This is a genomic window from Streptomyces endophytica, assembly GCF_026153355.1.
Lineage (GTDB): Bacteria > Actinomycetota > Actinomycetes > Streptomycetales > Streptomycetaceae > Streptomyces > Streptomyces endophytica.
Genome location: NZ_CP110636.1, coordinates 4,838,428 through 4,859,153, shown reverse-complemented (window position 1 = coordinate 4,859,153; position 20,726 = coordinate 4,838,428). Strand labels below are relative to the sequence as shown.

Annotated in this window: 18 protein-coding genes and 2 pseudogenes; 12 read left to right on the top strand and 8 right to left on the bottom strand. The window is 74.2% G+C overall.

The genetic code is table 11. From position 1 onward, the window contains the following. Positions 1-60 precede the first annotated feature (60 nt). On the bottom strand, positions 61-855 hold the full coding sequence (locus OJ254_RS21755) for a 3-hydroxybutyrate dehydrogenase (protein ID WP_265363666.1): 795 nt from the start codon (positions 853-855) through the stop codon (positions 61-63). A gap of 237 nt (positions 856-1,092) precedes the next feature. Between OJ254_RS21755 and OJ254_RS21750 the strand changes: the two genes are divergently transcribed. Continuing rightward, entirely contained in the window at positions 1,093-1,638 is a 546-nt protein-coding gene (locus tag OJ254_RS21750) for a hypothetical protein (protein ID WP_265363665.1), read from the top strand. Positions 1,639-1,686: 48 nt separating this feature from the next. On the opposite strand, the gene OJ254_RS21745 is transcribed toward OJ254_RS21750, so the two are convergent. The 3 genes from OJ254_RS21745 to OJ254_RS21735 form a co-directional block, all read right to left on the bottom strand. Continuing rightward, positions 1,687-2,169 (bottom strand): NUDIX hydrolase, encoded by a 483-nt coding sequence (locus OJ254_RS21745; protein WP_265363664.1) that lies wholly within the window; start codon positions 2,167-2,169, stop codon positions 1,687-1,689. Positions 2,170-2,245: 76 nt separating this feature from the next. Continuing rightward, a complete protein-coding gene (locus tag OJ254_RS21740; RefSeq protein WP_265363663.1) occupies positions 2,246-2,884 on the bottom strand; it encodes a hypothetical protein in 639 nt (212 codons plus the stop codon). 53 nt (positions 2,885-2,937) lie between these two features. Beyond that, positions 2,938-3,741 (bottom strand): glutamate racemase, encoded by an 804-nt coding sequence (locus tag OJ254_RS21735; RefSeq protein WP_265363662.1) that lies wholly within the window; start codon positions 3,739-3,741, stop codon positions 2,938-2,940. 159 nt (positions 3,742-3,900) lie between these two features. Here OJ254_RS21735 and OJ254_RS21730 point away from each other — a divergent pair, with 159 nt between their 5' ends. Next, positions 3,901-5,049, top strand: coding sequence for a glycosyltransferase (locus tag OJ254_RS21730; protein ID WP_265365259.1), 1,149 nt, complete (start codon positions 3,901-3,903; stop codon positions 5,047-5,049). 21 nt (positions 5,050-5,070) lie between these two features. Here OJ254_RS21730 and OJ254_RS21725 read toward each other — a convergent pair whose 3' ends face one another. After that, the gene (locus OJ254_RS21725) at positions 5,071-6,453 is read right to left on the bottom strand and encodes a TerD family protein (protein WP_265363661.1); all 1,383 of its coding nucleotides are present in this window, start codon (positions 6,451-6,453) and stop codon (positions 5,071-5,073) included. 268 nt (positions 6,454-6,721) lie between these two features. Here OJ254_RS21725 and OJ254_RS21720 point away from each other — a divergent pair, with 268 nt between their 5' ends. The 6 genes and pseudogenes from OJ254_RS21720 to OJ254_RS21695 all read left to right on the top strand — a co-directional run bounded on the left by OJ254_RS21720 (position 6,722) and on the right by OJ254_RS21695 (position 12,824). Then, complete coding sequence (locus OJ254_RS21720) at positions 6,722-7,183, top strand: DUF6643 family protein (RefSeq protein WP_261952687.1); 462 nt, start codon at positions 6,722-6,724, stop codon at positions 7,181-7,183. Between the two features lie 47 nt (positions 7,184-7,230). After that, complete coding sequence (locus OJ254_RS21715; RefSeq protein WP_265363660.1) at positions 7,231-8,055, top strand: MOSC domain-containing protein; 825 nt, start codon at positions 7,231-7,233, stop codon at positions 8,053-8,055. Positions 8,056-8,129: 74 nt separating this feature from the next. After that, positions 8,130-9,020, top strand: a complete 891-nt coding sequence (locus tag OJ254_RS21710; RefSeq protein WP_265365258.1) for an MEDS domain-containing protein — start codon at positions 8,130-8,132, stop codon at positions 9,018-9,020. Further along, complete coding sequence (locus OJ254_RS21705) at positions 9,014-9,454, top strand: ATP-binding protein (protein WP_423835932.1); 441 nt, start codon at positions 9,014-9,016, stop codon at positions 9,452-9,454. The genes OJ254_RS21710 and OJ254_RS21705 overlap by 7 nt, the downstream gene beginning before the upstream one ends. Positions 9,455-9,625: 171 nt before the next feature. Further along, a complete protein-coding gene (locus tag OJ254_RS21700; protein WP_265363659.1) occupies positions 9,626-10,219 on the top strand; it encodes an Rv1733c family protein in 594 nt (197 codons plus the stop codon). A gap of 176 nt (positions 10,220-10,395) precedes the next feature. Further along, a pseudogene (locus OJ254_RS21695) lies at positions 10,396-12,824 on the top strand (right-handed parallel beta-helix repeat-containing protein). Here OJ254_RS21695 and OJ254_RS21690 read toward each other — a convergent pair. Continuing rightward, positions 12,794-15,233: pseudogene (locus OJ254_RS21690) on the bottom strand (COX15/CtaA family protein). The pseudogenes OJ254_RS21695 and OJ254_RS21690 overlap by 31 nt on opposite strands. Positions 15,234-15,704: 471 nt before the next feature. Here OJ254_RS21690 and OJ254_RS21685 point away from each other — a divergent pair. Beyond that, positions 15,705-16,550, top strand: a complete 846-nt coding sequence (locus OJ254_RS21685) for a DeoR/GlpR family DNA-binding transcription regulator (RefSeq protein ID WP_265363658.1) — start codon at positions 15,705-15,707, stop codon at positions 16,548-16,550. Positions 16,551-16,791: 241 nt separating this feature from the next. Continuing rightward, positions 16,792-17,265, top strand: coding sequence for an SRPBCC family protein (locus OJ254_RS21680; protein ID WP_265363657.1), 474 nt, complete (start codon positions 16,792-16,794; stop codon positions 17,263-17,265). A gap of 189 nt (positions 17,266-17,454) precedes the next feature. On the opposite strand, the gene cds1 is transcribed toward OJ254_RS21680, so the two are convergent. Further along, positions 17,455-18,552: an L-cysteine desulfhydrase Cds1 gene (gene cds1 / locus OJ254_RS21675; RefSeq protein ID WP_265365256.1), complete on the bottom strand. Its 1,098-nt coding sequence runs from the start codon at positions 18,550-18,552 to the stop codon at positions 17,455-17,457. Positions 18,553-18,989: 437 nt separating this feature from the next. Between cds1 and OJ254_RS21670 the strand changes: the two genes are divergently transcribed. Next, on the top strand, positions 18,990-19,277 hold the full coding sequence (locus tag OJ254_RS21670) for a hypothetical protein (RefSeq protein ID WP_265363656.1): 288 nt from the start codon (positions 18,990-18,992) through the stop codon (positions 19,275-19,277). A 174-nt stretch (positions 19,278-19,451) separates the two neighbouring features. After that, positions 19,452-19,979, top strand: a complete 528-nt coding sequence (locus OJ254_RS21665; RefSeq protein ID WP_265363655.1) for an ATP-binding protein — start codon at positions 19,452-19,454, stop codon at positions 19,977-19,979. A gap of 345 nt (positions 19,980-20,324) precedes the next feature. Here OJ254_RS21665 and OJ254_RS21660 read toward each other — a convergent pair whose 3' ends face one another. Beyond that, positions 20,325-20,663 carry an SHOCT domain-containing protein gene (locus tag OJ254_RS21660; protein WP_265363654.1) on the bottom strand — a complete coding sequence of 113 codons (339 nt, stop codon included), beginning with the start codon at positions 20,661-20,663 and terminating at the stop codon, positions 20,325-20,327. Positions 20,664-20,726 lie beyond the last annotated feature (63 nt).

Here is a 20,726-nt window from a genome sequence, read left to right as displayed (position 1 = left end):
CGTCGCCGTGCGCCAGGGGCGCGGGGTGTCTCCCCTGGCGCCGCTGCCGCCCCTGGACCGTCAGTGCGCGGTCCAGCCGCCGTCCAGGGTGAGCGAGACCCCCGTCACGAAGGACGCCTGCGGGGTGCACAGGTACGCGACCGCCTCGGCGACCTCCTCCGGTTCGAGCAGCCGCTTGACGGCCGCGTCGGCGAGCAGGACGTCGGCCAGCACCCGCTCCCCGGGGATGCCGTGCGCGGCGGCCTGGTCGGCTATCTGCCGTTCGACGAGCGGGGTGCGGACGTAGCCGGGGTTGACGCAGTTGCTGGTGACGCCGTGCGGGGCGCCCTCCAGGGCGGCGGTCTTCGACAGGCCCTCCAGACCGTGTTTGGCCGCCACATAGGCGGACTTGAACGGTGAGGCCCGCAGCCCGTGCACGGACGAGATGTTGACGATCCGGCCCCACCCCCGCTCGTACATGTGCGGCAGGGCGCCGCGCAGCAGCCGGAAGGGTGCCTCCAGCATCACGGTCAGCACCTGGTGGAAGACCTCGGGCGGGAACTCCTCGATGGGGCGCACGAGTTGCAGGCCGGCGTTGTTGACCAGCAGGTCGGTGCCGGCCGCGGCCCGCTCGGCGGCGTCGAGGTCGGTCAGGTCGAGGGCCCGCGGCTCGATGCTGCCGCCGGTGCCGTCCGGGAGGTCCGCGGCCAGCGCTTCCAGGCCGGCGGCGTCCCGGTCGACCGCCCGCACCGTGGCGCCGGCCGCCGCCAGCCGCAGGGCGCAGGCGCGTCCGATGCCGCCGGCCGCGCCGGTGACGAGCGCGGTGCGGCCGCCGAGGTCGAGGGATACCGGGCCCGGGGTGCCGATCGTGGTCATGCCCGCACCCTAGGCAGGGGCGGGCGGGGCACCGATGTGCCGCGGCACCACAGTTCGCGGGCGGGACATGGGGCCCGGCCACCCGGGTGGCCGGCGCAGGACGGCGGGCCGGGAAGCGGGCGGGCGCGACGCGCCGGATCACCTGATCGGCCGCTCCGGTTCGCCGCGCCCCCGCCGGGCTCCTAGCGTCGTACGACGCAGCGCGCCGCCTGCACCGCCGCCACGAGGGAGTCCCACATGCGGAGGCTGATCACCGTGCCGACCGTGCTGCTCGCGCTGACCGCGGCGGGCTGCGCGGACGAGGACGGCGACGGGACCCGCTCGTCGTCCACCGGGCCCGGTCCGCAGCGCACCGGCGAGGGCTCCCCGGCTGTGCCCGGTCAGCCGGTGAGCTGCGGGCGGCTGCACGACGCGCTGGGCCAGGAGGGGGACGTGGCGCTGTACGCGGATCCGACGGCCGCGGGCACGGTGCCGTGCGCCGAGGCCCGGGGCGTGATGACCGAGTTCTTCCTGCGGGCGCCGCGGGAGGCCGGTGACGACCGCGGCACGCTGTCCGTACGGGGCTGGTTCTGCCACTACGAGAGCGGGCCGACCGGCACCTGGATCTCGGCCTGCAGCAAGAACGAGCGGGAGATGCACACGGAGGAGGCGGACGACCAGGACACCGGACCGGACGCCCCCGGCGGGCCGGACGAGCCCGACGCCCCGGACGGCTCCCAGCTGCCCCCGCTGCCCGGTGATCCCTCCGCCCCGATGGACGACCCCTCGACGGAGGAGCTGTAGGGGCCGGTCTTCCGGGCAGGCCGCCCTTCTGGTCCTCCCTGGTCCTCTCTAGTCCTCTTCCGCCATGCCGTGGAACCACGTCGGGCCGGCCGCGACGGCCCGGTGGATGCGGGTCAGCGCGTACGTGTCCAGCTCGGGAAGGGCGTCCATGGCGAACCAGCCGACCTCCAGCGACTCGTCGTCGTTGACCCGGGCCCGGCCGCCGACCGCGCGGCAGCGCAGCGTCACGTCCATGAACTGGCAGACGTCGCCGTTGGGGTACCGCGTGGGCGGCATGGCCTCGACGAGGACCACCCCCTCGGGGACCACCCGTACCGCGGTCTCCTCATAGACCTCGCGCACCGCGGTCTCGGCGGGCTGCTCACCGGGCTCGGGAATGCCGCCGATCACCGACCAGCCGCCGGTGTCGGCCCGCTTGCCCAGCAGGACCCGTCCCTCGTCGTCGAAGACGACCGCGGTCACCCCGGGCAGCCACAGCAGCTGCCGGCCGATGGAGCTCCGGAGGTCACGGATGAATTCGGGGGTTGCCATGCTCCGACCCTACGGGACGTCCCGGAGAGCTCCCCGATCCCGCGGCACGGTCCGCTCCGCACGCCCCAGGGCAGGCTCAGGCGCCCGCCGGGCTCCCCTTCCGCGGCCGCAATCGGCCGCGGACGGCCCGGACCGCGCCCTCGGCGTCGTCGACCGTGATGGTGAAGGTGCGCCCGTCGCCGAGCCGGAGGACCACGGCCTCCCCGCGGCGGACGACCACCGCCGTGCCCTGGTCCGGGCGCCAGCGGTAGCCCCAGCCGCCCCAGTGGCGGGGCGTGACCTGGGGCGCGAACTCGGCCCCCACGACGGTGTCGAGGGGGATCCGGCGGCGCGGCACACCGATGTGGCCGCAGCGCACTTCCAGGCATTCCTTGTCGACCCGGACCGCGACGTGGACGAAGGCGAGCGTGCCGAACAGCACCAGGAGGCCGGCCGCGACACAGCCGACCACCGCCATCACCAGCGGCGCCAGACCGGAGGTCCAGCTGCTGTCGACGGCCAGCTCGATGCCGAGTGCCAGACAGGCCGCCCCGATAGCGGCCAGCAGCCACTGGATGCGGTTGGTGGCGCTGCCGTGCCAGACCTCGGGGATCTCCGCGTGCGCGCCACTGGGCACGCGTCCCGGCCCCGCCGGCCGGCCGGTGCCGTCGCTACCGCCGTCCGTGCTGCCGTCTGCGCCGGGGGCTGCTGCCCCCTCGTGGGGGTGGTCCCTCATGAGACGCAGCGTACGCGTCTTCACACGCTGCGGCAGGGTGTCGAACGCCCGGTTCAGCCGCTCAGCGCCCCGGCGGTGTCCGTACGGGACCGCGCCAGCAGCCGGCCCTCGGCGTAGGCGAGCGTGGCGGCCGGGAGGTCCGCCGTACGGCCGCTGAGGAGGACGGTGAGTCCGCCGGCCGGGGTGGCCGCGGGCGCCGGCTCGGCACCGATACGGCGCAGCGCCTGGGCGGCGACCGCCTCGGCCGAGCCGTGCAGGACGAGCGCCGGGGCGCCGGGCTGCTGGAGGGCGGCGCGGATGCGTTCGGCGACCAGCTCGTAATGGGTGCAGCCCAGGACGACGGCCCGCACGTCGCGCGGGGTACGGCCCGCGGCGACGGCGATGGCCGCGTCGATGGCGGCCTCGTCGGCCTGCTCGACCGCGTCGGCGAGCCCCGGGCAGGCGACGCCGGTGACGTCCACGCCGCGCGCGAAGCGTTCGATCAGGTCCCGCTGGTAGGGGCTGCCCGTGGTGGCGGGGGTGGCCCAGATGGCGACCGGGCCGCCGCCGGTCGCGGCGGGCTTGATGGCCGGGACGGTGCCGATGACCGGGACGGCCGGTTCCAGTTCGGCGCGCAACGCGGGCAGGGCGTGGACGGACGCGGTGTTGCAGGCGACGATCAGCGCGTCGGGGCGGTGCGCGGCGGCCGCCCGGGCCACCGCGAGGGCGTGTGCCGTGACGTCCTCGGGCGTGCGCGGGCCCCAGGGCATGCCGTCGGGATCGGAGGAGAGGACCAGATCGGCGTCCGGCCGCAGTCGCCGTACGGCCGCGGCCGCCGCGAGCAGGCCGGTTCCGGAGTCCATCAGCGCGATCTTCACCCGGACACTTTACCGGGCGGCGGGTCCGACTTGTCATACCGGCCCGGCGAGCGAGTGGCCCGCACGGCGGGCCCGTCCGGGGCGGGACACGTCCGGGCGGGGCGGCGTCGGGGACGTCCGGCACGGGGGCCGGTGGGGCAGACTGCGGCCGTGGGAGCGATGGAGTGGATCGGTGCCGGGTCGCTGCTGGCCTGGGTGTGGCTGCTGCTGGGCCAGGGCTTCTTCTGGCGGACCGACGTCCGGCTGCCGGAGCGCCGGGACCCGGACCGCTGGCCGTCGGTCGCGGTGGTGGTGCCGGCGCGGGACGAGGCCGCGGTGCTGCCCACGAGCCTGCCCTCGCTGCTGGGCCAGAAGTACCCGGGCCGGGCGGAGGTGTTCCTGGTCGACGACGGCAGCAGCGACGGGACCGGCGCGCTGGCGCGGGAGCTGGCGGCCGCGCGCGGCGGGCTGCCGCTGACGGTCACCTCGCCCGGGGAGCCCGGGCCGGGGTGGACGGGGAAGCTGTGGGCCCTGCGGCACGGGATCGCGCTCGCGCGGGAGCGGACCGGGCCGGACTACCTCCTGCTGACCGACGCGGACATCGCCCACGCCCCGGACAGCCTGCGGGAGTTGGTGGCGGCGGCCCGGTCGGCGGACCTGGACCTGGTGTCCCAGATGGCGCGGCTGCGGGTGGTGACGTGGTGGGAGCGGCTGATCGTGCCGGCGTTCGTGTACTTCTTCGGGCAGCTGTACCCGTTCCGCCGGGTCAACCGGCCGGGGGCGCGGACCGCCGCGGCGGCCGGCGGCTGTGTGCTGCTGCGGCGGGAGGCGGCGGAGCGGGCGGGCGTCCCGGAGGCGATCCGGCACGCGGTGATCGACGACGTGACGCTGGCGCGGGCGGTGCAGCGGTCGGGCGGCGCCATCTGGCTGGGGCTGGCGGACCGGGTGGACAGCGTGCGGCCGTATCCGCGGCTGGCCGAGCTGTGGCGGATGGTCTCGCGCAGCGCGTACGCCCAGCTGCTGCACCAGCCGCTGCTGCTGCTCGGCACGGTCCTGGGGCTGGCCCTGGTCTATCTCGCGCCGCCGGTCGCGCTGGTGGCGGGGCTGGCCGGCGGTGGGGCGGTGCTCGCGGCACTGGGCGGGGCGGCCTGGGCGGTGATGTGCGGGACGTACCTGCCGATGCTGCGCTACTACGGTCAGCCGCTGTGGACCGCGCCCCTGCTCCCGTTCACGGCGCTGCTCTACCTCCTGATGACCGTGGACTCGGCGGTGCAGCACTACCGGGGGCGCGGCGCGGCCTGGAAGGGCCGGACGTACGGGGCGCCGTGAGCCGCGCCCGCCGGTGTGCGGTCACTTGCTGGCCGGCGACCAGTTGAGCCCCCAGCCGTAGGCGTGGTCGACGGTGCGCTGCGGGCTGACGCCGGGCTGGGGGACGAGGTAGCGGGCCTCGCGCTGGACGACGAGTTCGCCGCCGGAGTGGGTGATCAGGGCCAGTGCGCAGACGTTGGACGGGACCGTGCAGGCGTCGAGCGTGAAGTCGACGGGGGCGCCGTGCTGCGGCTGGAGGGTGACCGTCGCGTCGAGGCCCTCGAAGGTGCGGGCGCCGGCATAGACGGTGACGAAGATCAGGATGCGTTTGATGCGCGCCTGGTGGTCGAGGTTGATGGTCATGTTCTCGCCGGCCGCGACCGCGCCGGTGCGGTCGTCGCCGTCGAGCTGGATGTACGGCGGGGCGTGCAGGGCGCCGAAGTTGTTGCCCAGCGGGTGGATCACCCCGGCCGCGCCGTCGGTGAGTTCGTACAGCGCGCACAGGTCGAGGTCCAGCTCGCCGGACGGGGGCAGCAGGGCGCCGCGGGCGCCCATGGCCTGCATCGCCTTGCGGCCGAGCTTCTGGGTCAGCCGCTTGCCGGCGCTGCCGGCGCTCCAGTTGAGGTTCACCCGCATCACCCCGGAGGTGCCGCCCTGCTTCGTCAACGAGACGGCGGGGGCCTCCTTCGTGAGGGTGACCTTTGTCAGACGAACGGCAGGGGGCACGGGGACCGGCGCGGGCTGCCCCGGCGGGTACGCCCTTGACGCCGCCGGTTGACCGTCCGGCAACGGGGGCGCGAAGGCCGCGGGGGGCGGCGCGACCGGGGGCGCGGGCGCCGCGGCCGGGGGCGCGGCGGGCGGCGGAACGGGCGCCGCGGGGGCGGCGGCCGGAGCCGCGGGCGGCTCCTCGACGCTGATGCCGAAGTCGGTGGCCAGACCGGCGAGTCCGCTGTCGTAACCCTGCCCGACCGCGCGGAACTTCCACGCCCCTTGGCGCCGGTAGAGCTCCCCGAGCACGAACGCGGTCTCCGTGGTCGCGTCCTGGCTGTCGAACCGCGCGAGCTCGGTGCCGTCGGCCGCGTCCCGTACGCGGATGTGCAGCCCGGGGACGCTCCCGAAGGTGCCGCCGTCGGCGGAGGCGGCCAGCACCACCCTGTCGACGGCCGGCTCCACGGCGCCGAGGGTCACGGTCAGGCCGTCCGTCAGGGCGCCGTCCGCGGCGCGCTTGCCCTCGTGGCGCACCGCGCCGGAGGCGTGCACGGGCTGGTTGTAGAACACGAAGTCGCCATCGTCACGGACCTTTCCGGACGAAAGGAGGAGCGCGGAGGCATCGACGTCCGGTGTGCCGGGGCCGGCCCGCCAGCCCAGTTCCACCCGGACCGCCGGGGCCGGGACCGGAACGTTGCCGCCTTTGGGCATCGACATGCTGCGCCTTCCTCTCGTCCGCCGTGCCGCGTGCGTGGGGGCACACCCACCGATCGGCGCGGCATTCCTCAACCTAACGTGCCCCGAACCGCGCCGAACGTCCGTTGTTCACCCGCGAGAAGCGAGGTCTTTACACGAATCCAACGGGCGATCGCGACCGATTTTCCCAAGTTCGCTCGCATTGGGGATCCATGGCCACTCCGCACACGTAAAACAACCTTCTTTTCAGGCTCCCCAATCGACACATCGTGGGCTTAACTTATGACGCATGACCTCCCCCCGCTCTACCTACGGCGGCGGCTACTACGCTTCGCCTTCCTTCCCCGACACCCCGATCTACGACAGCCTCGTGGCCGAGCGCGGCACGCCGCAGATCGCGCCGATCAGGGTGAACCCCTCGCCCTACGACACGGGCTCGTCGTATCTGCCGGCGCTGCCCTCGGCGCTGCCGGCACTCCCGGCCGCTCCGTCCCACTCCTCGCCCGCCCAGGGCTACCCGGCTGCCGCCTCGCATCCGGTCGCCCCGCTGCAGCAGGCGCCGGCGCCCTACATCCCCCAGCAGGCGGGTGCCCGCGGCGGCTACCAGCCGCAGCAGGCGCCGCAACCCCAGCGCCCGGCCCCGGGCATGGGCACGGGCTACGAGGCGATGCGGCCGGCCGCGCCGGTCGCGCCCCGGCCGGCCCCGGCGTACGACGATCCGTACGGCCGGCAGTATCCGCGCGGGTACTGACCCGGTCACCGGATCCGCTGTCAGAGGTGCCTGGCAGGATGGAACGCATGCTCAAGCCTGCGCTCCAGTCGATCCATCTCTATCCGGTCAAATCCATTGCGGGGTCCGGTCCCGGCGAGGCGGTCGTGGAGCCGTGGGGGCTCGCCGGGGACCGACGGTGGCTGCTGGTGGACGCCGAGCGCCGGCAGATCACCCAGCGGCAGCAGCCGACGCTGGCGTTGGCGCATGCCGAGGGGCTGCCGGGCGGCGGCCTCCGCCTCACCGCGCCCGGCAGGGAGCCGCTGACGGTCGAGGTGCCCGAGTACACCGGGACCCTCCCGGTGGAGGTCTGGCGGGACGTGGTCGAGGCGGTGCCCGCGGGTGCCGCCGCCGCGGAGTGGTTCAGCGCGTATCTGGGCGTCGAGTGCCGGCTGATGTACCTGGACCTGCCCGAGAAGCGCCGGCCGGTCGATCCGAAGTACTCCGAGCCCGGTGACACGGTCAGCTTCGCGGACGGCTTCCCGCTGCTGCTGACCACGACGTCCTCGCTCGACGCCCTCAACTCCCTCATCGCGCAGGGCGACCACGCCGACGAGGGTCCCCTGCCCATGAACCGTTTCCGGCCCAATGTGGTGGTGGACGGCACGGCGCCCTGGGCGGAGGACGACTGGCGCCGGGTCCGGATCGGCGAAGTGGACTTCCAGGTCGTCAAGCCCTGCTCCCGCTGTGTCGTCACCACCACCGACCAGCTCACCGCGGAGCGCGGCAAGGAACCGCTGCGCACCCTCGCCCGGCACCGCCGCTTCGGTGACCGCCTGGTCTTCGGCCAGAACCTGGTACCCCGCGGCGTCGGCACGATCCGGATCGGCGACCCGTTCGAGATACTCGACTGACGGGCCGGCGCGGCCCTCACCCGGTCGCGCCCGCCGCCGGCGGAGGGCGACGGGAGACGAAGAGCTGCGTGTCGATGCCTGCATACGACCCCTGGAGCGACCATCTCCTTCCCGTCCAGCAGCTGCGCCCCGGGGACCACGCCTTTGTGAGTTACGGCAATGACGAGGTGCGCTGGGACGTGGTCACGGCGTTCGTACGGCTCGGGCTGGCCCGCGGCGAGAAGGTCCTGGTGCTGCCCTCCCCCGACGTGCCCGAGGAAGAGGTGCTGGCCCGCATCGACTTCCCCAGCCGCAGCACGGTACGCGCCCGCCGCCGCGGGCAGTTGGTGGTGAGCTGCATGCGCGAAGTGATCCACCCCGACGCGGAGTTCACCGCCGCCCGCCAGATGGGCCGGCTGCACGCCGAGACGGACCGCGCGACGGCCGAGGGGTACGCCGGGCTGCGGGCGTTCATCGACATGGGCTGGGTGCGCGCGCTCGGCGCCGGCGTCGAGACGATGATGCACCGCGAGACCGGCGCCGAGGCGCTCTTCGCCGGCCGCCCGTACACCGAGATCTGCGCCTACGACCGCCGCCGGTTCGCCCCCGCGGTGCTCACCGCCATGGAACGGGCGCATCCGCGCGCGCTGCTGGAGCGGCTGGGCAGCCTGCGCTGGGGGCGCGAGCCGGACGGCGCGCTGCGCTTCGTCGGTGAGGCGGACGCCGCCCGGCAGGACGCCTTCACCCGGGCGCTGCAGCTCGCGCTGGCGCACACCGCACCGGCCCGGCGGCTGACGGTGGATCTGACCGGGCTGCACTTCCTGTCGGTGGGCTGCGCCGTCGGCCTGCTGATGCTGGCCCGCGGTGCCGTGAGCCACGATGTGGTCGAGGTGCGCTGCGACCGCGGGCAGCGCCGGATGCTGCGCCGGCTGGGCGGCGACGAACTGCCGCGGCTGGCCTGGGAGGAGGTGGTACGGCCGTGGTGAACGCGGATCCGGCGGACCCGGTCGAGGGGGCCGGGCGCCGGCTGCTCCAGCGGCGGTTCACCGCCCGGCTGCTGCCGCAGTTGCGGCTGCTGGTCGAGGAGTGCGCCGCCCGGGAGGGCCTGGGCGAGCCCCGGCGGGGCGAATTCGTGCTCGCCGTCGACGAGATCGCGGGCAACGCCGTGGAGCACGCGGGCGGCTCGGGGCGGCTGGTGCTGCGCCGGATCGGCGACGAACTGGAGTGCCGGATCAGCGATACCGGCCCCGGGTTCAGCGAGGCGGTGATCCCCGAGCTGCTGCCCGGTCTGGACGGCGCGCCGAAGGGGCGCGGGCTGTGGCTGGCGCGCCTGGTGGCGGACCGCTTCTCGGTCGCCTCGGGGCCGGCCGGGACGGGCATGCCGGGGGCCGAGGTGACCCTGGCCGTCCGGCTGCGCTGACCCCGCCGGCGCCGTACGGCGGGCCCGTGCCGCACGGCCGCACCCCCCTTCCGGCCGCGGCCGGACGTTGCTTTCCATTGGGCGTGATGTTGCTCTCTCTTCGCACAACCCTCGCGTGGACCGCCCCGGATGCGGTATTCAACGGACACGAGAGGGGCGACGATGCGCGCGATGACAGGAGTCTGGCGCTGGCGGCGGAATCCGCTGCGGCGCCGTACGGACCGGATCGAGGCCTGGGCGGCCCTGACGACCGCGCTCCTGATCGTCCTCGCGGCGCCCCTGGCGGGCTGGTTCACCGGTCGGGCCGCGCACGGCGCCCTGCTGGAGACCGTACGGCTGCAGCACCAGCAGCGGCATCTGGTCCGGGTCACGGTCGACCGGCTGGTCTCCGGCGCCCCGCTCGACCCCGATCCCGAGACGTCGTCGCAGCGCGATGCGCACCTCCGGGTCATCGCCCGCTGGACCGCCGTCGACGGCGGTCCACACATCGGGCAGATCGCGGCGCCGCATCCGGTGGAGCCCGGCGACGGGTTCCGGATCTGGACGGACGGCCGGGGCCGGGTGATGCCGCGCCCGATGGACGTCAGCACGGCCGGTACGCATGCGGTGCTGGCCGGTCTGGGCACCACCGCCGCGGCCGGCGGACTGATCGAGGCCGCCCGCCGGCTGCTCGTCGGGCAGCTGATGGCGCGTCGCTTCCGCCGGTGGGACGAGGAGTGGGAGCGCGCGGGCCAGACCTGGGGCCGGGCGGACGCCGGGAGTTGAGGCTGCCGGCCGCGGCGGCTGACCAGCATCTGACCGTGTCAACTGCCGCCCTCCGGGCGCGCTACGGTGGTGGCGCCAGCCTCCCGGCTGGGGCCCGGCGGACCCGAATGCGGACATCCGCGGACGGAGGGTGCCGGGCCGACATCAGCCGCACGAAGTGGGGACACGACAGCGCCATGGCACAGGGCTCGGTCCAGGTGACGCACTCCGGCACGTCGCGGTGGCGGCGCCGTACAGGGGAGTACAGCTCGCTCGCCGCAGCCCTGGAGGCCGCCGGGGACGGTGATGTGCTCACCGTCCCGGCCGGAACGTACCGCGAGAACCTGGTCCTGGCGCGCGCGGTGACGCTGCGCGGTGCGGACGGGTCGCGCGGCTCGGTGCGGATCGCGCCGCCCGACGGGGTGGCGCTGACGATACGGGCGTCGGCGAGCGTGCACGACCTCCATCTGGAGGCCACCGATTCGGCCGCGCCCGCGCTGCTGGTGGAGGACGGCGCCCCCGAGCTGTCCGGGCTGCGGGTGGTGACCCGGTCCGCGTCCGGCATCGAGGTGCGCGGCGGGGCCCGCCCGACGGTCCGCCGCTGCACCGTCGACAACGCGGGCGGCGTGGGCATCAGCGTCCTGGACGGCGCCGGCGGGCTCTTCGAGGACTGCGAGGTGATGGCCGCCGGCCAGGCGGGCGTCACGGTCCGCGACGGGGCCCACCCCCGCCTGGAGAACTGCAAGGTCCACCACGCCTCGGGCGCGGGCCTGGCGGTGAACGGCGAGGGCAGCGCGGTCGAGGCGGTGGGCTGCGAGCTCTACGAGATCAAGGGCACCGGGATCCAGGTGGCGGCGCGGGCCACCGGCCACCTCACGGACTGCACGGTCCACCGCACCTCGGCCGACGGCGTCACCCTGGACACCGACGCGGTGCTCACCCTCGCCGACTGCGACATCCACGACATCCCGGAGAACGCGGTCGATCTGCGGTCCCGTTCGGTGCTGACGCTGACCCGCAGCACGGTGCGCCACTTCGGGCGGAACGGCCTGTCCGTATGGGACCCGGGCACACGGGTGGACGCCAACCAGTGCGAGATCCACGACAGCACGGGCGACTACCCGGCGGTGTGGGTCAGCGACGGCGCCACCGCCGTACTGGACGCGACCCGGGTCCACGACGTACCGGACGCGCTGTTCGTCCTGGACCGCGGCTCCCGGGCCGACGTGGTGGACTGCGACCTCGCCCAGGTGCGGAACACCGCGGTGTCGGTGAGCGACGGGGCCACCGTCCAGCTGGACGACTGCCGGATCCGGGAGGCCGCGACCGGCGCCTGGTTCCGCGACCACGGCAGCGGCGGCACGCTCGCCAACTGCACCATCGACGGCGCCCAGACCGGCGTGATCGTCACCAAGGGCGCGGACCCCACCATCGAGGGCTGCACGGTCAGTTCGCCGGCCGAGGCCGGGTTCTACGTCTCCGCCGAGGGGCGCGGCACGTTCCACGGCTGCCGGGTCACCGGCAGCTCCGGCTTCGGCTTCCACGTGATCGACGGCTGCCGTACGACGCTGACCCGGTGCCGTACGGAGCGGTGCGCGCGCGGCGGCTACGAGTTCGCCGAGGGCGGCGCCGGGCAGGGCGACGGGCCGACGGTCCAGGACTGCACCAGCGACGAGAGCCGGGCCGTCCCCGCGCCCGGAACCGGCACCCCGCCCACCGTGCAGCATGCGACGCAGACCGCCGGACTGCTGGGCAACGTCCCGGCGCAGAGCCCCCCGCCGGCCGCCACCCCGGCCCCGGAGCCGGCCGTGCACAGCCGGCCGTCCGACGAGGTACTGGGCGAGCTGGACACCCTCGTGGGGCTGGACAGCGTCAAACGGGAGGTGCGCAGCCTGATCAACATGATCGAGGTGGGCCGCCGCCGCCAGGAGGCCGGCCTGAAGGCCGCGTCGGTGCGCCGCCACCTCGTCTTCACCGGCTCCCCGGCACCGGCAAGACCACGGTGGCCCGGCTCTACGGCGAGATCCTGGCCGCCCTCGGGGTGCTGGAGCGCGGCCATCTGGTCGAGGTGTCCCGGGTGGACCTGGTCGGCGAGCACATCGGGTCGACGGCGATCCGTACCCAGGAGGCGTTCGACCGGGCGCGCGGCGGGGTGCTGTTCATCGACGAGGCGTACGCCCTCTCCCCCGAGGACTCCGGGCGGGACTTCGGCAAGGAGGCCATCGACACCCTGGTGAAGCTGATGGAGGACCACCGGGACGCCGTGGTGGTGATCGTGGCCGGCTACACCGCCGAGATGGAGCGCTTCCTGGCGGTCAACCCCGGTGTGGCATCGCGTTTCTCACGCACCATCAGGTTCGGCGACTACGCCCCGGAGGAACTGCTGCGGATCGTCGAGCAGCAGGGCGAGGAGCACGAGTACCACCTCGCCGAGGGGGCCGGCGAGGCGCTGCTGAAGTACTTCACCGTGCTGCCGAAGGGCCCGTCGTTCGGCAACGGCCGCACCGCGCGGCAGACGTTCGAGGCGATGGTCGAGCGGCACGCGGGCCGGGTGGCGCAGCTGACCGACCCGAGCACCGACGACCTCACCCTGCTCTACGCCGAGGACCTGCCCGAACTGCCCTGAGCGGGGCGGCCGTCGGGGTGGCCGCCGGCCGGCCGCTGCTCCGGCATCCCCGGCAGCCCCGGCCCGAGCCGGGCGATCAGCTCGGCCCGGACGGTCTCGAAGACCGGGTCCGCCTGGTAGTCGCCGTGGCCCAGTATCTGGGCCGGCAGCGGGTTCTGCAGCGTACGGCCGAAGGCGAGCGGGTCGCGCAGCGGACCCTCGTCGACCCGGCGGCCGTCCTCACAGGTGAGCCGGATCGGCCCGCCGATCGGGTCGGTGAACCGCCACAGATTGCGCCAGTCGTCCATCTCGCGGTGGAGTCCGGTGAGCGCGGGCGGCCCGAAGAAGGCCGGGAACCAGCGTCCGTAGAGCCGCTCCAGCGGGCTGCCGTACGTCAGCAGCGCGACCCGGCTGCGGGTGACCAGGTCCAGCTGCCAGACGGCGGCGGCCGCGAGCACGCTGCCCTGGGAGTGCCCGGAGATCACCAGCCGGCCGTCGAACCGCTCGGTCCAGGTGGCCATCCGCCAGGTGAGGTCCGGTACGGCGCGCTCGGCGTAACAGGGCGGCGCGAAGGGGTGGGCGGCACGCGGCCAGAACGTGCCGACGTCCCAGAGGATGCCGATGGTGCGGCGCGCGGAGTGGTCCCGGTAGGCGCGCCGCCCCATGGCGAGCAGCAGTATGACGCCGGCGCTCATCAGCCAGGAGCCGAGGGACTCGGCGGTCTCGGCGGCGGCGTGCAGGACGGGCGGTGCGCCCTCGGTGGCGCGGCCGGGCGCGCGGTCGGTCAGCCAGGCGCCGGCCACCGCGCCCGCGCCGAGGACGAGGGTGACCGCGGAGGTGGCGGCGACCAGGACGGGCGCGGCGTCGGTCAGCCCGGCCCGGGCGATGGTGCCGGCGATCGCCCGGGTACGGCGGTGGTCGGGGTGTTCACGCGGGTCGTAGAGGCCGGGCACGTCCTCGGCGACCCGGCGGCGGACGATCAGCACGCGGACGGCGGCGAGCACCGCGACGACCGCGCACACGACCAGCAGGGCCGGGATGGCCGAGGCCTGCCAGGACAGCAGCACCGGCGGCCCCGGGATGGGCGCGTGCGCCTGGCCCGGCGTCGCCCCGCCGTCCATCCAGTCGGCGAAGCGCTGGGCCACTCCCCCGGAGAGCACCCCGCCGACCGCGCAGGCCAGCAGGGCGACGGCCGGGCCGCCCATGCCGCGTAAGGCAGTGCGCGCGTCGTCCCGGGCGGCGCGCTGCAGCACCCAGGCGGTCAGCGCGAGGGCGAGGACCAGCACGCCTGGAAGACGGCGATGCCGCCGAAGGCCGCGGCGCCCGGCAGCGGCCCGTAACTGTGCGATCCGGGCCGCGCCCAGGCGGAGTGCACGGCGATCAGCCCGAGCACCACGAGGGCGGCGTAGGGCAGCGCGCGGACGACGAGCCGGTCGGACTCCTCGTCCGGCGCGGCCTCACTGCGCGCGGTGCGCCAGACGACCACCAGGGTGGCCGCGGCGAGCAGGACGACCAGGGCGGTCAGCACCCGCCCGGTGACGGCGAGAACGGAATAGTGGCCTCCGGCCCCGTCCGCCTTCGCCCCGGCGGCGAGCAGCACCGCCGCGATGGTGAGCACCCCGCGGTGGTGTGCGCGGCACGCAGCCGGGCGACCAGCCGGCGGCCGTACCAGAAGCCCTCCAGGCTCAGCGCGGTGCGTTCGGCGTCCGGGGTGTAGCGCGAGCTGCCCGGCACCCGTGGGGGCGGCGAGGCGGATTCGTAGGCGCTCCAGGTGCAGTGCGAGAGCCACCACAGGAAGCCGATGACCAGCAGCGGCACCACGGAGGCGAGCGCCAGCCGCCGGCCGGGGGCGCTCCACCAGCCGCCGTTGTCCGGGCTGAGGAACCCCAGCCAGGACTTCCCGGCCACGCAGACGGGGGTTCCGGCGCACTGCCAGGCCGTGAGGTCCAGGGCGACCTCACAGGCCGCGGCGGCGAGCAGGACGGTCAGGGTGAGGGCGAGCATCCGCACCAGCAGGTCGTAGATCCGCTGCGCCCGGTGGTCGGGTGGTGCGGCCGGGCGCATCCAGTGCGCGAGGTTGGCGACCATGAACGGCACCAGGATCAGCCACAGGGCGCGGGCCCCGTTGCCCGAGGTGAGGTTGGACCAGCAGTACGCCTCCCGCACCGGCTCGCCCCGGTAGTCACCGGGCCGCTCCTCGGCGTCGGCATCCTCCGTACGCCGGTAGCAGGCGGCGGTGTCGTCCCCGGTGATCAACTGCACCCGCGGATCACCGAGCATGTCCTGGGCGGTGGTACCGCCCACGCCGTGCACCAGCAGCTCCAGGGAGAGCTGAGGCGCGCCTGCCGGTGGATCAACCGGCTTGGCTGCGCGGGTGGTTGACGGATCGCGTTCGAGCGGGTCGGTCGGTGTGGGTTCCGCGGTCTCCACTGGTGTCCCCCGATGTCCGTGTGGCGCGGCCGGCCGCGATGTGGCGGGCGCGGTGCACGTGCGGTGTGGTCTGGTGTGTGGTGTGTGACGCGTCGCGTGTGGTGGCTGTTGTGCGTGGTGGTCGTTGTACGTGGTGGCCGTTGTGCGTGGTGGTCGTTGGCCGGCGCTCGCGGTGCGGCGCACCAAGGATTGTCCCTTTCCGGCGAGGGCACATCCACCCGAACCGCGCCACGGACCGGCGTGGCGGCCCGCTGACGGCACATCCGCGCATGGCGCGTGGGGCAGGTGTGCCTTGAGCGGCAGGCGGTAGGGAGGCGTCCAGTGGCGTCACCGGCCGCCTCGGCCCGGAAGGTGTTCGGCGGGGCAGGGGTGATGTCAGTGGCTCGTGCGAGGATGAGGGCATCAGTGATCGCAGGCGGGAGCCGGCGCGTACGACCCGACATGGCGAGCCGGGCGGAAGGGACGGGCGGGGTGAGCGACAACCAGAACCTCCTCGCGGAGCAGCGGCGGGCCCTGATTCTCGACGAGGTCAGGCGACGCGGCGGGGTGCGGGTCAATGAGCTCACCCGCAAGTTGAGCGTGTCCGACATGACGGTCCGTCGCGACCTGGACGCGCTGGCCCGCCAGGGCATGGTGGAGAAGGTGCACGGCGGCGCGGTGCCGGTCAGTGAGCCGAGCGCCCATGAGCCCGGGTTCGAGGCGAAGTCCGGGCTGGAGCTGAGCGCCAAGGAGGACATCGCCAAGGCGGCGGCCCAGATGGCGGCGCCGGGCAGCGCGATCGCGCTCGCGGGCGGCACGACCGCCTTCGCCCTGGCGCAGCAGCTGCTGGACGTGCCCGATCTGACCGTGGTCACGAATTCGGTCCGGGTGGCCGATGTGTTCTACACCGCCCAGCGGGCAGCGGCCAGCGGCGGCGCGGCGCCCCGGGCGGGGGCCGCGACGGTCGTGCTGACGGGCGGGGTGCGGACGCCGTCGGACACGCTCGTGGGGCCGATCGCCGATGCCGCGATCCGCTCGCTCCATTTCGACGTGCTGTTCCTCGGAGTACACGGCATATCGGTGGAAGCCGGGCTGTCGACCCCGAATCTGGCGGAAGCGGAGACCAACCGGCATTTCGTGCGGTCCGCGCGGCGGGTCGTGGTGGTCGCCGACCACACCAAGTGGGCCACGGTCGGGCTGAGTTCGTTCGCGACGCTGGACGAGGTCGATGTGCTGGTGACGGACGCGGGGCTGCCCGCGGAAGCCCGCGCCGAGTTCGCGGAGCTGCCGCCGGAGCTGGTCGTGGCGGGCGAGCTCCCGGAGGACGGAGACCTCTGACGGCCGGCGGCGGAGAGGGACGGACGCGCGCACGGAGGCACGGACGGAGACCTCTGACGACTGCGGTGCGGTCCGGGGCGGCGAAAGACTGTTCACCTGACGGGGCGTCAAGTACCGTGTACGTCCCCGTCACCTCGCCCACCATCACCCGCACCGTGCCGCCCCGTCACGCCCGTCACGCCCGTTTCATCCCACCCGACCCGCCCGTCCGCCCGGCCCATCTCCCAGGGGGTGCTCGTCCATGGCACGCCGACTCCGCGCCGTCGAGCTGGACTTCGTCGAGTCCGCACCGCTGCGGCTGGTGTTCACCGGAGAGGTCGCCGCGCCGCCCCAGGCGGTCTATGCGGCGCTCGCGGACGATGTGGCCGGGTGGTCCTCCTGGTTCACGGGGGTGGCATGGGCGACGTCGACGCACGACGGCCGGGGCCGCGAGGTGCGGCTCACGGGAGGTACCCGTTTCACCGAGACGGTACTGGCCGCCGAACCGGACGAGCACTACGCCTACCGCGTCGACACCACCAACGCCCCTGGTTTGGGAGCCCTGTTGGAGGACTGGCGGCTGACACCGGCGGGCGGCGGCACCCGTGTGCGGTGGACGTTCGCGACGGACGGCCCGGCTCCGTTCCGCTGGGTGATGGCGCTGGCCAGGCCCGGACTGGGCCGGGCCTTCCGGGAGTCGGCGCGGGCACTGGACCGCCGCCTGGCCCGCCCGTAGCCGACGTCGGCGCCGTGGCGGACGTCAGCGGCGTGGCGGACGTCAGCGGGGCGTGGCGGACTTCATTCCCATAGCCGACGTCGGCACCGTGCCCTCACCGTCGACCTCGTGCCGCCCCTCGCCCCTAGCCCCTCGTCACCCCGCCCCCTCACCCCGAAGTGGACTCAGGAGGCGCGCCCCGCGCTGGCCTCAGTCAGGCCAGCGCCCCGTGGCCAGGAACGCGTCGAGGGTGCGCGCGTAGGGCGTGATGTCCAGGCCCTGGGCGGCCAGCCAGTCGTCGGAGTAGTACTTGTCGAGGTAGCGGTCGCCGGGGTCACAGAGGAGGGTGACGACGGATCCCGTACGGCCCTCGGCGACCATCTCGGCGACGATCCTCAGGGCGCTCCACAGCCCCGTTCCGGTCGAGCCGCCCGCCTTGCGGCCGATCGCCGCCTCCAGGGCACGTACGGCGGCGATGCTGGCCGCGTCCGGGACCTTCATCATCCGGTCTATCGCACCGGGTACGAAGCTCGGTTCCATCCGCGGCCGGCCGATGCCCTCGATGCGGGAGGCGGTGGCGCAGTCGGTTCCGGCGTCGCCGGTGAGCCAGCCGTCGAAGAAACAGGAGTTCTCCGGGTCGGGGACGCAGATCCGGGTGTCGTACTGCATGTAGTGGACGTAGCGGGCGATGGTCGCGGAGGTGCCGCCGGTGCCCGCGGTGGCCACGATCCAGGCCGGTTCGGGATACCGCTCCAGCCGCAGCTGCTGGTAGATCGACTCGGCGATGTTGTTGTTGCCGCGCCAGTCCGTGGCCCGTTCGGCGTAGGTGAACTGGTCCATGTAGTGGCCGCCGGACTCCGCCGCGAGGCGTGCGGAGACCTCGTAGACCGTCCGCGGGTCCTGGACGAGGTGGCAGCGGCCACCGTGGAACTCGATCAGCCGGGTCTTCTCGCGGCTGGTCGTGGCCGGCATGACCGCGATGAAGGGGACGCCGATCAGCTTGGCGAAGTACGCCTCGGAGACCGCCGTGGAGCCGCTGGACGCCTCGATGACGGGCTTGCCCGGGCGGATCCAGCCATTGCACAGCCCGTAGAGGAACAGTGAACGGGCCAGTCGGTGCTTGAGGCTGCCGGTGGGGTGCGTCGACTCGTCCTTGAGGTAGAGGTCGATGCCCCACTTCTCGGGCAGCGGGAAGCGCAGGAGGTGGGTGTCGGCGGTGCGGTTGGCGTCCGCCTGGACCTTGCGTACGGCTTCTTTCAGCCAGGCACGGTAGTCCGGATCCGAGCGGTCGACATCGACGGTCGGCATCGGAGCCTCGGCCGCGACCGCGTCGCCGGGCCGGCTCGTGGGCTGCTGTGCGGTACTCACCGGCGCACTCCTCAGACGGTTGCGAGCCCGCGCACGACGTCGGGCCTGATTCCGACTATAGCCATCGGTCGCACCCTTCTCACCTGCATAAACATCACTTTGAGAGACCCCAAGGCAGCCCTGGGGCGGGTCCTTGGCGGTGGGGTTGACGGTGGAGTCGGCGGTGGGGTTGACGGTGGAGATTCCGATGGATCGTCCGGCGACAGGGGACGGGACACCGGCATCCGGTGAGCGTCGGACCGCCGCGGCCGGCGTCCCCGATCGAGCGCGCTCCTGCCCGGTGACCAGTGGCACTGGTGCGCCGGGCGCCCTCCCGGCAAACTGCCCACTAGGGGCGGTGGAGGGGAACCGCCCGTCTCACCGAGGAGGTGCCGGCCATGGCGGAGCCGGAGTTCACCGCGAGCGGCGTACGGATCGAGCGCTCGCTGCGGTCGCTGACCCGTGCCGGGCAGGTGGTCATCAGCGACGGCCGGCTGGTGCTGCTGACCAGCTACGGCACGGAGATCGACAGCGCCCCGCTGCAGTCGGTCGAGGCTCACAAACCGCTGTTCGCGGCGCGGGACCGGGCGCTGGCCACCCTCAACGGCCACCGCTATTCGCTCACCCTCGACACACCGGAACTCTTCCTCAAGGCCCTGGAAACGGCCCGGCCGCCGCGTTCCTGACCCGCCGCCGCGACCGGTGAGGTGCGGTTGCGGGAGCGCACCGTCTGACTGACCCTGGACTCGTATCACTGAGGGTTCACCAGCGGTGACGCTGTGGTGCAGTGGGCATCGCTGGATCCGATCTTCGCCCTGCCAGGAACGGGGGGCGCCCGGCCTCATCAGGGAGTCGCGGTCGTGATCACGCAGCCCAGCAGGCACTGCACGGTGGAGCTCCACGCCGTTCCGGCACGCATCGGACATGTGCGAAGAATCGTTTCCGCCCAGCTGCGGCGCTGGCATCTCGACGCCCTGATAGACCCCGTGGCGCTCGGCGTGACCGAACTCCTCGCCAACGTCCACCGGCACGCGAGCCCCAGCAAGCGCTGCACCGTCGAACTGTGCCTCCTCCTCGGCCAGTTGACGGTCTCGGTGCACGACGACGATCCCCGGCTGCCACGGATCCGGACCGCCGGCAACTGGGAGACCTGCGGTCGCGGCCTGGCGCTGATCGCGGCGCTCAGCGAGAGCTGGGGGATGCGGGCGGAGGGCGGCGGGAAGGTCGTGTGGTTCACCCTTCCGGCCCTGACCGCCGCACCCGGGGAGGTCCGTGCGGTCCGCTCCCGTTGGGACTCGTTGCCGCTGGACGGCGACCCCGCCCGCACGCCCGCCGAGGCCGCGCCCCGAAGCGGCGTACGGGGCGCACGGGGCGCGCGGGTCGGCTGACCTACGGGGCAGGCCCGCGGGGCAGGCCCGCGGAGGCCGAGTGGCCCGAGCGGGCTCCGAACCGGGGCGACCGGCGCTGCCGTTCCGGCCGGTGCCGCCGTTCCGGTCGTTCCTGCCGCTCTGCCCGATCCAGCCCGTCCTGCCGCTCCGCCCTATCCGGCCGCTCCAGCCCGTCCGGCCGATCCGGCCAAGGCGACAACCGTCAACTGCCCAGAAGGAAAGGCGGAAACGGCGCTCAACTCGCTGCCGCCCGGCGGCCCATACTGGCCCGGCGCCCGGCCGAGACGGCCGCCGAGCGCCGGACCCCCCGGCCGTCCGGGGTGGGAGCGGAGACGCCGGGGCGTGTTACGCCGCGCCGCCCTTGGGGCCGCCGGTGGCGAAGTGCTCCTCCAGGACGGACAGCCGGCGCCAGTACTCCTCCTCGTCGATCTCGCCCGCCGCAAATCGGCGCCCCAGTACGGCGATCGGGGACGGGACGTCCGCGTCGGAGGGGCCGGCGGTGCTGCCCGTACGGGCGGCGGACCGCGGGCCGCCGCCGAAGCGCGGACCGGGTCCGCCGTGGCGCCAGATCGTGCGGCGCAGCACGGTGACCACGCCGAAGACCGCCAGCGCCCAGAGGAACGGGACGAAGAGGATCCAGGGGCCTGGGCCGCCACCGGACCAGGGGTGGGCCAGCTCGAACATCGCAATCAGCTCCTCGGGAGGACGGGACGACGGGACCGCCCCCGTGCGGGACGGGTGTCGTTG